This window comes from Verrucomicrobium sp. (assembly GCA_028283855.1).
GTDB lineage: Bacteria > Verrucomicrobiota > Verrucomicrobiia > Methylacidiphilales > GAS474 > GAS474.
In genome coordinates this window covers 35531-49006 of record JAPWJX010000003.1, presented here as the reverse complement: position 1 = coordinate 49006, position 13476 = coordinate 35531, and the positions used below count along the sequence as shown (strand labels likewise).

The window sequence follows — 13476 nt, the reverse complement described above, 5'->3', positions numbered from 1 at the left end:
GTCCCAGCCCATGTTCAGGACCAGCGGTCGACGCGGGAGTCGAATTGGAAAACCTGGCCGGAGACGTTCTTAAGGGTGGCCAGGAGCGCCAGGCCCCGCGCGGCTTCCTCCGGCGTGTTGAAGCGGCCCAGGGCGTGGTCTTCCAGCGCGCGGTGGCGGGCTTCCGGAGTCAGGGAGTCGGTCATCCGCGTTTCCAGGAATCCGGGAAGGACGACGTTGCAGCGGATCCCCTCCGGGCCCCACTCCCGCGCCAGGGACTGGGAGAAGCCGATGAGGCCCGCCTTGGCCGCCGCGTAGGCCGCCTGGCCCGCCGGGCCGCTGCGGGCGGAGCGGGAGCCGAGGAAGAGGATCTGCCCCCGCGCGGCGCGCAGGAGCGGCAGGGCGGCGCGGGCGCAGAGGAAGGCCCCGCGCAGGTTGGTCCCCACCACGCGGTCCCAGGAGGCCTCCGTCAGGGAGGGGACGGGGCGGTCGTCGATCACCCCGGCGTTGGCGATGAGGAGGTCCAGGGGCTCCGGGCGCGCGGAGAAATAGGCGTCGACGGAGTTTTCCTCCAGGACGTCGAGCGCCTCGCGCCCGGGCCGATCCACGTGCCAGCCCGCCGCTTCCAGCTCGTGGGCCGCCGCGCGGGCCAGGTGGCCCGCGCCGCCGGTGATGACCGCGCGGCCGCTCATGGCACGGAGAGGGCCTGGCCGTTGACGACGAGGAGGCCGGGTCTGCCGGCCGATTCCAGCAGGCTGGCGAACGGGTCGCCATGGGGAAGGAAGGGGAAGGCGACGAGGTCGGCCAGCGCGCCGGGGGAGATTTCCCCCAGCCGCCCGGCCTGGCCCAGGGCGCGGGCCGGGTTGCGGGTGATCATCCGCCAGGCGTCGGCGTCCGTCAGGCCCGGGTGCGCGGCGATCGCGGCGCGCGCCTCCGCGCGGAGGTCCAGGCTGGTGTTGCTGGCCAGGCTGTCGGTGGCCAGGCAGAGGTTGATCCCTTCCCCCTGCATCCGCTCCAGCTCGAAGGGGGCGTAGCCGAAGTAGGCGTGGGACTTCGGGCAGTGGACGACGCTGGCCCCGCTGGCGACGAGCAGCGGCCAGTCGTATTCCTGGAGGTAGTTGAGGTGGACGGCCAGGCAGCGCGGGGTGAGGAGGCCGTTCTCGACCAGGTGGGAGAGGGGGGAGCCCTGGCCGCAGTCGGAGGTGTCCCGGCCCAGCTTGTGCATCATCTCGTAGAGGGGCCCCTGGCCGTAGAGGAACATCTCCTGTTCCTCCAGGGATTCGGCGATGTGGGTGGTGAAGGGCATCCCGTATTCCTCGCTGCACCGCTTGGCCAGGTGGTAGAGGTCCAGGGAGGCGGTGTAGGGGGAGTGCGGGGAAAGGCCGAAGCCGCCCAGCCAGTCGGTCCGCTCCTGAAAGAAGGAGAGCATGCCGAAGTAGTATTCGTCCTGCGGGACGCGCTGGCGCAGGTCGGTCAGCTCCAGGAACCACCAGGCGCGGATCGGCGGCGGGCCCAGGCGGGGGAGCAGCTCCGGGAAGCTCTCGATGTTGGCTACCGTCGTCGTCCCGCCCTGCTGGAGGAGGGTGAAGCCGTAGGCGATCGCCTCCAGGTAGTCGTCGTCGGAAAAGCTCCGCTTGAGGGCGTTGATCGACTCGATCCACCGGACGAAGCGCTGCCCCGGCAGGAGGCCGCGCATGCGGGAGTAGTCCAGGTGGCAGTGGGCGTTGATGAAGCCGGGGGAGAGGACCTGCGGGCCCAGGTCGCGGACCTCCTCGCCCGGCAGCGGCGGCAATTCCGCGGCGGGGCCGACGGCGGCGATCCGCTCCCCTTCCACGCGCACGGCTCCGTCGGCGACGGGGATCCCGTCCCCGGCCAGGACGACGGCGGCGCGGTAGAGCATGCGGGAAGACTAGGCCGCCTTGCCCCAGAGGGGCAACAAATCCGGATGGGCTGCCCGCCAGCGGCGCGGCGTCCAGTGGTTCCAGGCCAGCCGCGCCAGGGCCAGCAGGGCCAGGGTATAGGCGGCGGAGAAGAGGGCGGAGAAGAAGACGTCCGTGGGATAGTGGGCGGCCAGGTAGACGCGGGAATAGCCCATGAGCGCCGCCCAGAGCCAAAGCCACCAGGCCCGGCGCAGGCCGTAGACCGCGCAGGCGACGACGGCCAGGGCCACGTTGTTGCACGTGTGGCCGGAGGGGAAGGAGCGCCGCCCGGGATGGGGGAGGACCTGGGATTCCTTCAGCCCCTGGCGGCTGGGCATGCGCAGCCCGGCGATCGCCTCGTTCGGCCGCGCGCGGCGGACCCATTTCTTCCCGTGCTCCACGATGACGCCGTCTCCCACGCCCACGGCCAGCAGGATGAGGAAGACGAAAACCCGCCCCCGGAACCCGCCGAAGAGGAGGAAGAGGACCGCCGCGATCAGGATGGGCCAGCGGAAGAAATTGGGATCGGAGACGATCGGCATCAGCCGGTCGAAGAAGGGGTTGGCCCAGGCCAGGTTGATCTGGCGCAGGATGGCGAGGTCGAGGGTGTGGAGCAGGTGCATGGTCTAATTGCTGGGATCGAAGCCGCGGAGCCTACCCGTCGCGGCGCGGCAGGCCCATTCCCATTTTTTGTTGATGGAAAGGCGGGGCGGCAGCAGGGGGGCGAAGCCGGCGAGGTCCCGCGCGCGGGCGGCCTCCGCCAGGCGGTCGGCGGCGGCCTGGCCCGCCGCGCGGAGCGTCTCCGCGTCCGGACTCTCCAGCGGCGCGCCGATTTCGATCAAAGCCACGGGCAGGTCGTCCCGGAAGAACTCGTAGCGGAAGGCGACGGGCAGGATCACGGCGCGCGGGGCCCGGCGGCAGAGGAAGGGGAGGCCGGGCCGGATTTCCAAGGGCTCGTAGGGCGTCGCCAGCCGTCCCTGGGGAAAGATCCAGAGAAGGGCGCGCGGGTCGTCCAATAGGCGCAGGGCGTAGCGGAGGGCGGCGGGATCGGGCCGCTCCAGGTCGACGCCGAAGCCGCCGATGGCGCGGAAGAAGGGATACTTGCGGAGGTGCTTCTCCTCCATCATGCCGTAGCACCGCTTCGGGATCTCCCGGGTCAGGCGGTAGAGGAGGAGGAGGTCCCACCAGTTCGTGTGGTTGGCGTAGGCGATCACGGGACGGTCCGCCGGGAGCGCGGCCAGACGGCCGGCCCCGCGCAGGTAGACGTTCTGGAACCGCTGCCGCAGCTTGCGCCGCAGGTAGGGGTAGAAGAGCGCGTCCAGGACGCGGCTGGGCCGGGCGGGGATCACCGGCTTTTCCTCCACGCGCGGAAGGCCAGCAGTGCCTTGCCCGCCGCGCCGACGCGGGCCCGGCGGGTGAAGACGTCGCTGCCGGCCGCCTCGATCCGGCCCAGGATGCCGCCGTAGACCTCCCGCATCGTCCAGACGGTGCGGCGGGTGCCGTCGCGCGGCAGCGCGTCGATGCCCGGCTCCGCCCGCCGGTAGTGGTCCCGCGCGCGGGCGATCTGGACGGCCATGAATGCCCGCCAGGCGGGGGTGACGCGGCCCGCGGCCAGGTCGGCCTCCGTCACGCCGTGGGCGGCCAGCTCGTCGGCGGGGAGGTAGACGCGGTCCCGGGAGAAGTCCTCCCCCACGTCGCGCAGGATGTTGGTCAGCTGCATGGCGGTGCCGAGGTCCCGGGCGGGGAGCAGGAGGCGCTCCTCCGGCTCCCGCAGGAAGACGTGGGTCATGACCAGGCCGACGACCCCGGCGACGTGGTAGCAGTAGCGTTCCAGCTCGGCCCAGTTTTGCAGCCGGACGCGGCCCCGGTCCATGGCCATGCCGGCGAGGAGGTCTTCCAGGTAGCGGCGCGGGATGCGGGCCCAGCGCCAGACGGCGATGAAGGCGGGCGCCCACGGCAGGCTCCCGGCGCGGCCCCGCTCCAAGTCGTCCAGGAGGGTGCGCTGGCGGTCGAGAGCGGCGGCCAGGGCGGCGCCGTCCGGGGCCAGGTCCACGGCGTCGTCGACGTGGCGGCAGAAGGCGTAGACGGCGTAGGCCGCCTGGCGCTTGCCGCGCGGCAGGGAATGGGAGGCGTAGTAGAAGCTGCGGGCGTGGCGGCGGGTCATCTCCTCGCACGGGGCGACGAGGCGTTCCCAGGCCGCCTCGGAGGCGACGGCCCCCTGCCACAGGGGGGGCGCGGCGGCTTCTCTCATCCGCGCAGGATGCGCCGGGCCAGGGAGACGACCTCCCCGCACGGCGCGGGGCCCGCCTGGGCGCGGGCCAGCAGTTCCTCCTGCCGCCGCTCCAGCGTGGCGGCGGCGCCCGATTTCTCGATCAGCTCGCGGATTTTCCGCAGGGAGACGCCCCGGCTGCCGGGCGCGTCGAGGCAAAGCTGGAGGAAGGAGCGGTCGGTCTCGCCCAGCCCCTCGTAGGCCGCGCGGAGGAGGAGGGTCTTCTTCCCCTCCAGCAGGTCGGTTTGAAGGGCGGGGTCGAGCAGGTCGAAGTGGGCGTATTCCTCCAGGTCGTTGCGGATCTGAAAGGCGAGGCCGAGGAGCTCGGCGGACGCCGCGAGGGCCTCGGCCGTCTCCGCGGGCGCTCCCGCCAGGAGCGCGCCCAGGAGGAGGGGCGCCTCGAAGGTGTAGCGCGTCGTCTTCAGGTGGTACATCCGCTCGATCTCCTCCGGCGTGACGCGGGCGATGTCCTGGGTGGAGAGGAGGATGTCGAGCGCCTCGCCGCCGCCGGTGTCCCCGGCGTATTGGAGGAAGCGGCGCAGGGCGGCCTCCCGGACGGGGGCGGGGAAGTCGGCCTCCAGCAGCGTGTCGACGGCCAGGGCGTGGAGCATGTCTCCCAGGACGACGGCCAGGTTTTCCCCCAGCCGGTCGGCGCCGGGCAGGCGGCCCAGCCGCTCCGCCATCCGGCGGTGCAGGGTGGGGCGGCCCCGGCGGCGCTCGGCGCGGTCGATCACGTCGTCATGGATCAGGATGAAGGAGTGGAGGAGTTCCAGCGCCGCCGCGGCGCTCAGGAGGCCGGGATCGTTCCACGGGCGGGCGCCGCCGCAGAGCCGGTAGGTTCCCAGAAAGAGGAGGGGGCGCAGCCGCTTGCCCCGGTGGAGGAGGTGCTCGGCCAGGTCGTCGTAGAGGGGTTCGAAGAGCGCGCCGTAGGCGTACCGCTCCGCGTTGCGGTGGAGGAAGCCGGAGAGGAACTCCTCCAGCCGCGCGGAGGCTTCCTGCAGGTCGGGAAGGAGGGCCGCGGTCATGGAAGCCTTAGGTTACGGCGGTTCCGCCGCGCTGCAAGGCGGCTTGCCGGGCGACGACGCGGGCGGTCCGGCGGACGGCCTCGTCGACGTCGGCCTCCGTGGTGGAGCGGCCCAGGGAGAAGCGGACGGCGGCGCGGGCGCGCTCCTCCGGCACGCCCATGGCCAAAAGGACGTGGGAGGGCTCCACCGAGCCGACCAAGCAGGCGGAGCCGGAGGAAAGGGCCAGCCCCTCCAGGTCGAGGGCCATGAGGAGGGCTTCCCCATCCAGCCCGGCGAAGGTGGCGGAGAGGGTGTTGCAGATCCGGTCGGCGGGATCGCCGTGGCGGGCCGCGCCGGGCAGGCCGCGCAGGCCCTCCCACAGGCGCTCGACGAGGGCGGCCTGCCGGGGCGCCTCCGTCTCCCGCGCGACCTCCGCGCGGGCCAGGGCCTCCGCCAGGCCGACGATGGCGGCGACGTTCTCCGTGCCGGGCCGCCGGGTGTTCTCCTGGCTGCCGCCGTGGTGGAGGCGGGCCAGGGGCTCCCCGGCGCGCAGCCGCAGGACGCCGGCGCCCGCCGGGCCGTAGAACTTGTGCGCGGCCAGGCTTAAGGCGACGACGCCGCCGCCCGTGCCGGGGAGGGGCTCCTTGCCCGCGCTCTGCACGGCGTCCGTGTGGAAGCGGACGCCCCGCGCCGCGCAGAGGGCCGCGGCGGCGGCGACCGGCTGGCGCGCGCCGGTCTCGTTGTTCGCCGTCATGAGGGTGGCCAGCGCGGTGTCCGGCCGCAGGGCGGCTTCCAGCGCGGCCAGGTCGATCCGCCCCTCCGGGCCGACGGGCAGGACGGTGAGGGCCCAGCCCTCTTTTTCCAGCGCGTGGCAGCAGTCCAGGACGGCGTGATGCTCCGTGGCGGCGGTGACGAGGTGGCCGCGCGCGCCCCCGGCGGAGGCCAGGGCCAGGCCGCGGATGGCCAGGTTGCAGCTCTCCGTGCCGCCGGAGGTGAAGACGATTTCCCCCGGCTTGGCCCCCAGGAGGGCGGCGACGCGGTCGCGCGCGTCGTCCACGGCGGCGCGGGCGCGGCGGCCCTCCGCGTGGATGGAGGAGGGGTTGCCGCCCTGGCCCAGGTACGGCTCCATCGCCGCGCGGACGGCGGGGTCCAGCGGCGTGGTGGCGTTGTGGTCCAGGTAGAGGCGCGTCGTCACGTCACCGGGCGAAGAGTTCTTCGAAGAAGTCGCGCATCGCCTGCCAGGAGCGGCGGTCTGCCTTGGCGTCGTAGACCGCGCCGGGGATCTTCAGGGCGTCGACGTCCTTGTCCGTGAAGGCGTGCTGGGCGTGGCCGTAGGAGACGATCTGGTAGTCGACGCCGCCGTCCCGCAGCTGCTTTTCGAAGGCGACGAGGTCGACGGCGGGCTGCATGGGATCGTCCGCCCCGCAGAGGGCCAGGACCTTGGCGCGGATCGCCTTGCCCGCCGGGCTGGGCTGGGCGTCCAGGCCGCCGTGGAAGCTGACGACGCCCAGGAGGGGCAGGCCGTCCCGCGCCATCTCGACGACGCCCGTGCCGCCGAAGCAGTAGCCGATGGCGGCGGTGCGGGCGGCGTCCGCCTGGGGCTGGCGGAGCAGCTCCTTGTAGGCCGCGCGGGCGCGCTCCCGGTAGAGGGCGCGGTCCCCCTTGTAGATTTTGATCTGCGCCACGTATTCCGGGACGCTCTGCGGGCGGACGCTCTTCCCGTAAATATCGGCGACGAAGGCGACGTAGCCGAGCTGCGCGAGCATGTCGGCCCGCTCCTTCGGCGTGGCGGTCATGCCGCGCCAGTCCGGCAGGACGACGACGGCGGGGCGCTTTCCGGAGACGGCGTCGTCATAGGCCAGGTAGCCCTGCAGGGCGGTGCCGGCCTCGTCGGCGTAGTCGACGTCGCGGGTGACGAGCTTGGCCCAGGCGGGCAGGGGCAGGCAGGCCAGGAGGAGGAACAGGAGGGGCTTTTTCATGAAGGCTTAAATTTCCCAATCGCCGCCGGCGGCGTGGTGGTTGCGGATCTGCATCCGCTGCTCCGGCAGGATGACCTGGGAATCGGGCGGGACGGACTGGACCAGCCAGACGTTGCCGCCGATGACCGTGCGGGCGCCGATGACCGTTTCCCCGCCCAGGATGGTGGCGCCGGGGTAGATGGTGACGTGGTCTTCCAGGGTGGGGTGGCGCTTCCTGCCGCGCAGCTGCTGCCCGCCGGAGGTGGAGCGGGCCCCCAGGGTGACGCCGTGGTAGATCTTCGCGTGGTCGCCGATCTTGCAGGTTTCCCCGATGACGATGCCCGTCCCGTGGTCGATGAAGAAATGGGTGCCGATCTCCGCGCCGGGATGGATGTCGATGCCGGTGCGGCCGTGGGCCCACTCCGTCATCATGCGGGGGAGAAGGGGGACCCCTTTCTTATAGAGAAGGTGGGCCATCCGCTGGACGGCGATCGCCTCGATGCCCGGATAGGCCAGCATGACTTCCTCCGTGCTGGTGGCGGCCGGATCGCCGTCGAAGGCGGCCTCCACGTCCGTCTGCAGAATGGCGCGCAGGGGTGCCAGCTCCTCCAGGAAGTCTTCCGCCAGGGCGGCGGCGTCTCCTCCGGGGGCGGCGAATTCCAGGCTCTTGGCGATCTCCACTTCCAGCCGGGGCCGGAGGGAGTCGAGGAGCCCGGAGAGGAAGGCCGGGACCTCCCGGGGCGCCAGGGCCTGCCCGGAGAAAAAGCCGGGAAAGAGGAGGTGGAGCAGCTCCTCCGTCAGGGCGCCGACGGCGGCCCGGGAGGGAAGATTGGCCCCCTGCAGGTGGTTGATCCCTCCGCAGGCCGCGTAGGAATCGAGCAGGGCGTCCAGGGGGCTGCGGCGGGTTTCGGCCATGGCCTGAACCTAGTAGGTATCCTAAAACGATCAATCCCTTCTCTTATTACGCGACGTGCTTGAAAAGCGCCTTGTCCCCCGCCATACTCTCCGCCGTATATGAGTTCCGCCGAGACCAAGTCCGCTCCCCAAAAAGGTTCTTCTCTGGAACTGCCGCCTGCGGAAAAGCTCCGGCTTTACCGCCAGATGCTGCTCATCCGCCGCTTTGAGGAAAAGGCCGCCCAGGCCTTTACCCAGAGCAAGATCAAGGGCTTTTGCCACCTTTACATCGGCGAGGAAGCCCTGGGCGTCGGCACCATTTCCGTCCTCCAGCCGGATGACGCCGTCATCACCGCCTACCGCGACCACGGCCACGCCCTGGCCCGCGGCATGACTCCGAAGGAGTGCATGGCCGAGCTCTTCGGCAAGGCCACCGGCTGCTCCAAGGGCAAGGGCGGCTCCATGCACTTCTTTTCCAAGGAAAAGCACTTCTACGGCGGCCACGGCATCGTCGGCGGGCAGACGCCGCTCGGCGCAGGCCTGGCCTTTGCCCAGAAGTATCTGGGCACCCAGCGCGTCACCCTCTGCTACCTGGGAGACGGCGCGGTGAACCAGGGCCCCTTCCACGAGTCGCTCAACCTGGCCGCCCTGTGGAAGCTGCCCATCATCTACATCATCGAAAACAACGAGTGGTCGATGGGCACCAGCCTGGCCCGCTCCTCCGCCGGCCTGCCGCTGGTCAACCGCGCCCACGGCTACGACATGGCCGGCCTGGTCGCCAACGGCATGGACCTGGACGACGTCCGGGCGAAGACCGCCGAGGCCGTCGCCCTGGCCCGCACGGAGAGCATGCCCACCCTCATGGAGATCCGGACCTACCGCTACCGCGGCCACTCCATGTCCGACCCCGGCAACTACCGGACCAAGGAAGAAATCGAAAAGCACAAGGAGTCCGACCCCATCCTCCTCTACAAGGCCCGCCTCTTGGAGCAGAAGGTCGTCAAGAACGAGGGCGATCTGGAAAAGCTCGACGAAGAGGTGAAGCAGGAAGTCCAGGAAGCCTACGACTTCGCCGAGCAGAGCCCGGAGCCCGATCCCTCCGAGATCTACGACGACATGCTGTCCCCGGAGGACCAGATCCCCGAGATCCCGCGCGGCAACTACAACCACTTCTAGAAAGACCTTCCCGACGATGCAGACGATCACGATGCGCGAGGCGCTCAACCAGGCCATGGCCGAGGAAATGGAGCGCGACGAGAAAGTCTTCCTCATGGGCGAGGAAGTGGCCGAGTACGACGGCGCCTACAAGGTCAGCCAGGGCCTCCTCAAGAAATTCGGCCCCAAGCGGGTCATCGACACCCCGATCAGCGAGGCAGGCTTCGTCGGCCTGAGCGTCGGCGCGGCCACCTACGGCCTGCGCCCCATCGTCGAGTTCATGACGTGGAGCTTCTCCCTCGTCGCCTTCGACCAAATCGTCAACAACGCGGGCCAGATCCGCTACATGTCCGGCGGGCAGTTCTCCGTGCCGCTGGTCCTGCGCGGCTCCTCCGGCGGCGGCCTCCAGGTCGGCGCCACCCACTCCCACACCCCGGAGAACTGGTACGCCAACGTCCCCGCCCTCACCGTCATCACCCCGGCCTTCCCGGACGACGCCAAGGGCCTGCTGAAGAGCGCCATCCGCTCCAACAACCCCGTCTGCTTCATCGAGAACGAGAAGCTCTACGGCTTTAAAGGCGAAGTGCCGGACGAAGGGGACTTCCTCGTTCCCATCGGCAAGGGCCGCATCCGCCGGGAAGGCTCCTCCGTCACCCTGGTGGCCAACAGCGCCTCCACCCACCGCGCCCTGGCCGCCGCCGAGGAACTGGCCAAGGACGGCATCGAGGCGGAGGTCATCGACCTGCGCACCATCAAGCCCTACGACTTCGACCTCATCGCCGAGTCGGTCGCCAAGACCCACCGCCTGGTCATCGTGGAAGAGAACAAGCCCTACGCCGGATGGGGCGCGCAGGTCGCCTACGACGTCCAGCGCCGCCTCTTCGACGAGCTCGACGCCCCGATCACCCGCGTCACCGGCATGGACGTGCCCCAGCCCTACAACGGGCGGATGGAACAGGCCGTCATGCCCAACGAGCAACGGATCATCGCCGCCGTCCGGGACGTGCTGCAATAACCCGCGGCGCTTCCCGCACCGCTTCCCAGAGAGAAAGAAAGACCCCCTATGGCTAAAGACGTCACCATGCCCCTTTTGAGCCCCTCCATGACGGAGGGCACCCTCGTCAAATGGCTTAAAAAAGAGGGCGACAGCGTCAAATCGGGTGATGTGATCGCCGAGGTTGAGACGGACAAGGCGACGATGGACCTGGAGGCCTTCGACTCCGGCATCCTGCGCAAGATCTTCGTCGCCGCCGGCTCCAAGGCCGCGGTCAATTCCCGCATCGCCATCATCGGCACCGCCGACGAGAAGATCGACGAGAGCGCCCCCGCCCCCGCCGCGGCCCCGGCGGCTCCCGCCAAGGCCGAAGCGGCCGCCCCCGCCAACGGCTCCGCCGCCCCGGCCCCCGCGCCCGCGGCGGTTTCCGCCCCGGCCTCCGCCGACCGCGCCAAGGCCTCCCCGCTGGCCAAGAAGGTCGCGCGGGAAATGAACGTTTCCCTTTCCGGCCTGATCGGCAGCGGCCCCGGCGGCCGCATCGTGAAGAAAGACGTCGTCGCGGGCGGATCTCGTGCCGGCTCCGGCGGCGGCTGGGGACTGCATCCCGCCGGCGCCATCGCCAAGGAGGAGAAGATCTCCCTCTCCAACATGCGCCAGACCATCGCCCGGCGCCTCCTGGAGAGCAAGACCACCATCCCCCACTTCTACCTGGAGATCGAGGTCGACGCGGCCCCCCTCGTCGCCCTGCGCGCGGAGCTCAACGCGGGCTTCGAGAAGCTGCCCAAGCCCTTCAAGCTGAGCCTCAACGACTTCGTCCTGAAGGCCACCGCGGAGGCCATCCGCCGCGTCCCGGCGGTCAACGCCTCCTTCCTGGGCGATTCGATCCAGCAGTTCGCTTCCGTCCACCTCGCCTTCGCCGTCGCCATCGCCCAGGGGCTCATCACCCCCGTCCTGCGCGACGCCCAGGACAAAAGCCTCAAGGCCCTCAGCGACGAGGCCAAGGCCCTGGCCGTCCGGGCCAAGGAAGGGAAGCTCAAGCCGGAGGAATACACCACCGGCACCTTCACCATCTCCAACCTGGGCATGTACGGCATCGACCGCTTCTCCGCCATCATCAACCCGCCCCAGGCGGCCATCCTGGCCGTCGGCAACATCGTGAAGAAGCCCGTGGTGAACGAGGAAGGGGGGATCGTCGTCGGCCACCGCCAGAGCTTCACCCTTTCCTGCGACCACCGCGTCGTCGACGGGGCGATCGGCGCCCAGTTCCTCCAGGAGCTGCGGACCCTGATCGAAAAGCCCGCGCAACTCCTCCTCTAAGGGGAAAGGCGGAAGGCCGGAACCGGGGCGGCCATGGGACCCACCGTCGCCTTCACCATCGCCATCGGCCCGGAGGCGCGCGCGGCGGCCAGGCTGCTGCGCCTCACCTTCAAGGCGCATCATCCGGAAATTCCCTTCCTCCTGATCGACGACGCCCTTTACGCCGCGTTCGCCGGGCAGGAGGAGATCGGCCATCCGGGGGAGATCGTCGGGCTGCGCCTGGTCGTCGGCGGTTTTCTTTCCCGCCTCTACGGGCGCGTCCTTTACTTCGACTCGGACGTTCTCATCCTTGACCGCCTTCCCGCCCTGACGGAGGGGGAGGAAAAGGCCCTCTTTACCCACGACGTGCAAAACGTCGACTACGGCCTGCCCGTCGCCCCCATCAACATCGGCGTCTTCGCCCTTTCCGATCCGGATATCTGGCGGCTCTGGATGGTGACGAATTATTCCCACCTTATTCCGCCGCTCGGCATTTTCTTCGACCAGTTTTCCCTGCGCATGCTCTGCATGAACAAGGCGGTGCCCTATCAAATGGTACCGGAGCGGGAGGCGCGCGATTACTACAATATCTCCTACTATGACGAGCCCGGCCCCTGGAGCTGGGACGGCGCGGTTCTGCGAAAAGGGGAAGCCCGCGTCCGGCTCTGGCATTGGGCGGGCTACGCGCAAAAGACCACCGTGCAGGAATTGCCTCCGGCCGTCGGACAGGCCTTTCAGGCCACGCTGGCCCATAAGGCCTCCTCCGGCGCCGCCGAGGCGGACCGCCGGGAGATGGAGCGTTTCCGGCGGGCCCTGGCCGACCTGGGCCCCCTCTTCCGTTTCGAGTTGCGGCAGGAATTCGCCTCCTTCTCCACCCATCCCCTCAAGAACCTCAAGAAGGACGGCGTGGCGGTCCAGACGGCCCTCTTCTGCGTCGACGCCCCCGCCTCTTTCGAGATGCTGCGGCCCGCCCTGCCCGGCCTCCACCGCCGCTTCCTGCCGCGCGCTTGCCGCTATTTCTATTCGGAAGATCGGGCCGTCCTCTACGGTCCGGAGACAGATTTCTACGACCAGCCCTGGCTCCGCGTCGCTCCAGCTTTGGGCCAATTTGCCTAAGCGCCTTTCCGGCTTACATTGGGCGATGAGAGCGCTCTGGAAAGGTTCCATCACATTCGGCCTCGTCACCATCCCCGTCGGGCTTTTCCCGGCCACCCGGCGGGAAGAGCTGTCCTTCCGCCTGCTGCGGAAGTCGGACCTTTCCCCGGTCAACTACAAGCGCGTCGCCGAAGCGGACGGAAAGGAAGTCCCCTGGGAGGAGATCGTGAAGGGATACGAATACGAGAAGGGCCGCTTCGTCGTCCTGAGGGAGGAAGATTTCAAGCGGGTCGACATCGAGGCGGCGGCGCAGACGGTCGACATCCTCGACTTCGTCCCCCAGGAGGAGATCAACCCGATGTATTTCCGGAAACCCTACTACCTGGAGCCGCAGAAAGGCGGCGACAAGGCCTACGCCCTCCTGCGCGAGGCGCTGCGTAACTCGGGCAAGATCGGCATCGCCAAGGTCGTCATCCGCGCGCGGGAGCACCTGGCGGGGCTCAAGGCGCAGGGCCAGGCCCTGGTCCTGGAGATCATGCACTTCGCCGACGAATTGGCCGACCCCTCCGAGATCAAGCTGCCCAAGGCCGCGCACACCCGGCCGCGGGAGGTCGACATGGCCCGCAAGCTGATCGACGGCATGACGCGGGAGTGGAACCCGGAGCGCTACAAGGACGAATACAAGGAGCAAGTCCTGGCCATGATCGAGGAGAAGGCCAAGCACCCCCGCAAGAAGGCCCCCGCCGCCAAGGAGCCGAAGGCGAAGGCCTCCGGCGTCGACCTGGTCTCCATGCTGGAGCGCAGCGTGCGGGAATATCAGCGGGGCAACCGGATGGCCGCCCCGCGCCGCGGCGTGGCGCCGAAGGGGACCTCCACCCGCCGACGCGCCGCCAAGCGGAAGCGCTAGGAGCCC

14 protein-coding genes are annotated in these 13476 nt (G+C 69.8%); 5 read left to right on the top strand and 9 right to left on the bottom strand.

Annotated features, from left to right (window positions below; genetic code table 11):
* Nucleotides 1–14: 14 nt before the first annotated feature.
* The 9 genes from PW734_01580 to PW734_01540 are packed head-to-tail and all read right to left on the bottom strand — an operon-like array spanning nt 15 to nt 8044.
* Nucleotides 15–671: an SDR family oxidoreductase gene (locus PW734_01580; protein MDE1169893.1), complete on the bottom strand. Its 657-nt coding sequence runs from the start codon at nt 669–671 to the stop codon at nt 15–17.
* Nucleotides 668–1879, bottom strand: coding sequence for an amidohydrolase family protein (locus tag PW734_01575; protein MDE1169892.1), 1212 nt, complete (start codon nt 1877–1879; stop codon nt 668–670). The genes PW734_01580 and PW734_01575 overlap by 4 nt, the downstream gene beginning before the upstream one ends.
* 9 nt (nt 1880–1888) lie before the next feature.
* Nucleotides 1889–2521 (bottom strand): phosphatase PAP2 family protein, encoded by a 633-nt coding sequence (locus PW734_01570; protein MDE1169891.1) that lies wholly within the window; start codon nt 2519–2521, stop codon nt 1889–1891.
* A gap of 3 nt (nt 2522–2524) precedes the next feature.
* Complete coding sequence (locus PW734_01565; protein ID MDE1169890.1) at nt 2525–3262, bottom strand: lysophospholipid acyltransferase family protein; 738 nt, start codon at nt 3260–3262, stop codon at nt 2525–2527.
* Nucleotides 3244–4149 carry a phytoene/squalene synthase family protein gene (locus PW734_01560; protein ID MDE1169889.1) on the bottom strand — a complete coding sequence of 302 codons (906 nt, stop codon included), beginning with the start codon at nt 4147–4149 and terminating at the stop codon, nt 3244–3246. Before PW734_01560 ends, PW734_01565 begins: the two co-directional genes overlap by 19 nt.
* Nucleotides 4146–5192, bottom strand: a complete 1047-nt coding sequence (locus PW734_01555; protein MDE1169888.1) for a polyprenyl synthetase family protein — start codon at nt 5190–5192, stop codon at nt 4146–4148. Before PW734_01555 ends, PW734_01560 begins: the two co-directional genes overlap by 4 nt.
* Nucleotides 5193–5199: 7 nt before the next feature.
* A complete protein-coding gene (locus PW734_01550; GenBank protein MDE1169887.1) occupies nt 5200–6366 on the bottom strand; it encodes a cysteine desulfurase family protein in 1167 nt (388 codons plus the stop codon).
* Between the two features lies 1 nt (nt 6367).
* The gene (locus PW734_01545) at nt 6368–7150 is read right to left on the bottom strand and encodes a dienelactone hydrolase family protein (protein ID MDE1169886.1); all 783 of its coding nucleotides are present in this window, start codon (nt 7148–7150) and stop codon (nt 6368–6370) included.
* 6 nt (nt 7151–7156) lie between these two features.
* The gene (locus PW734_01540; protein ID MDE1169885.1) at nt 7157–8044 is read right to left on the bottom strand and encodes a serine O-acetyltransferase; all 888 of its coding nucleotides are present in this window, start codon (nt 8042–8044) and stop codon (nt 7157–7159) included.
* Nucleotides 8045–8143: 99 nt separating this feature from the next.
* Here PW734_01540 and pdhA point away from each other — a divergent pair, with 99 nt between their 5' ends.
* From pdhA to PW734_01515, 5 genes are read left to right on the top strand one after another with little or no spacing between them, the layout of a single operon-like run.
* Nucleotides 8144–9199, top strand: a complete 1056-nt coding sequence (pdhA, locus tag PW734_01535) for a pyruvate dehydrogenase (acetyl-transferring) E1 component subunit alpha (GenBank protein ID MDE1169884.1) — start codon at nt 8144–8146, stop codon at nt 9197–9199.
* 16 nt (nt 9200–9215) lie between these two features.
* Nucleotides 9216–10193 (top strand): pyruvate dehydrogenase complex E1 component subunit beta, encoded by a 978-nt coding sequence (locus PW734_01530; protein ID MDE1169883.1) that lies wholly within the window; start codon nt 9216–9218, stop codon nt 10191–10193.
* A gap of 48 nt (nt 10194–10241) precedes the next feature.
* Nucleotides 10242–11489, top strand: coding sequence for a pyruvate dehydrogenase complex dihydrolipoamide acetyltransferase (locus tag PW734_01525; protein ID MDE1169882.1), 1248 nt, complete (start codon nt 10242–10244; stop codon nt 11487–11489).
* 33 nt (nt 11490–11522) lie between these two features.
* Nucleotides 11523–12584: a hypothetical protein gene (locus PW734_01520; GenBank protein MDE1169881.1), complete on the top strand. Its 1062-nt coding sequence runs from the start codon at nt 11523–11525 to the stop codon at nt 12582–12584.
* A 25-nt stretch (nt 12585–12609) separates the two neighbouring features.
* A complete protein-coding gene (locus PW734_01515; protein MDE1169880.1) occupies nt 12610–13470 on the top strand; it encodes a Ku protein in 861 nt (286 codons plus the stop codon).
* Nucleotides 13471–13476 lie beyond the last annotated feature (6 nt).

Excerpts from the sequence above, each read along its gene's own strand:
- PW734_01580 (MDE1169893.1), bottom strand. The coding sequence starts at position 671 with ATGAGCGGCCGCGCGGTCATCACCGGCGGCGCGGGCCACCTGGCCCGC.
- PW734_01530 (MDE1169883.1), top strand. The coding sequence starts at position 9,216 with ATGCAGACGATCACGATGCGCGAGGCGCTCAACCAGGCCATGGCCGAG.
- pdhA (MDE1169884.1), top strand. The coding sequence starts at position 8,144 with ATGAGTTCCGCCGAGACCAAGTCCGCTCCCCAAAAAGGTTCTTCTCTG.
- PW734_01560 (MDE1169889.1), bottom strand. The coding sequence starts at position 4,149 with ATGAGAGAAGCCGCCGCGCCCCCCCTGTGGCAGGGGGCCGTCGCCTCC.
- PW734_01540 (MDE1169885.1), bottom strand. The coding sequence starts at position 8,044 with ATGGCCGAAACCCGCCGCAGCCCCCTGGACGCCCTGCTCGATTCCTAC.
- PW734_01545 (MDE1169886.1), bottom strand. The coding sequence starts at position 7,150 with ATGAAAAAGCCCCTCCTGTTCCTCCTCCTGGCCTGCCTGCCCCTGCCC.
- PW734_01570 (MDE1169891.1), bottom strand. The coding sequence starts at position 2,521 with ATGCACCTGCTCCACACCCTCGACCTCGCCATCCTGCGCCAGATCAAC.
- PW734_01555 (MDE1169888.1), bottom strand. The coding sequence starts at position 5,192 with ATGACCGCGGCCCTCCTTCCCGACCTGCAGGAAGCCTCCGCGCGGCTG.
- PW734_01525 (MDE1169882.1), top strand. The coding sequence starts at position 10,242 with ATGGCTAAAGACGTCACCATGCCCCTTTTGAGCCCCTCCATGACGGAG.
- PW734_01520 (MDE1169881.1), top strand. The coding sequence starts at position 11,523 with ATGGGACCCACCGTCGCCTTCACCATCGCCATCGGCCCGGAGGCGCGC.
- PW734_01575 (MDE1169892.1), bottom strand. The coding sequence starts at position 1,879 with ATGCTCTACCGCGCCGCCGTCGTCCTGGCCGGGGACGGGATCCCCGTC.
- PW734_01515 (MDE1169880.1), top strand. The coding sequence starts at position 12,610 with ATGAGAGCGCTCTGGAAAGGTTCCATCACATTCGGCCTCGTCACCATC.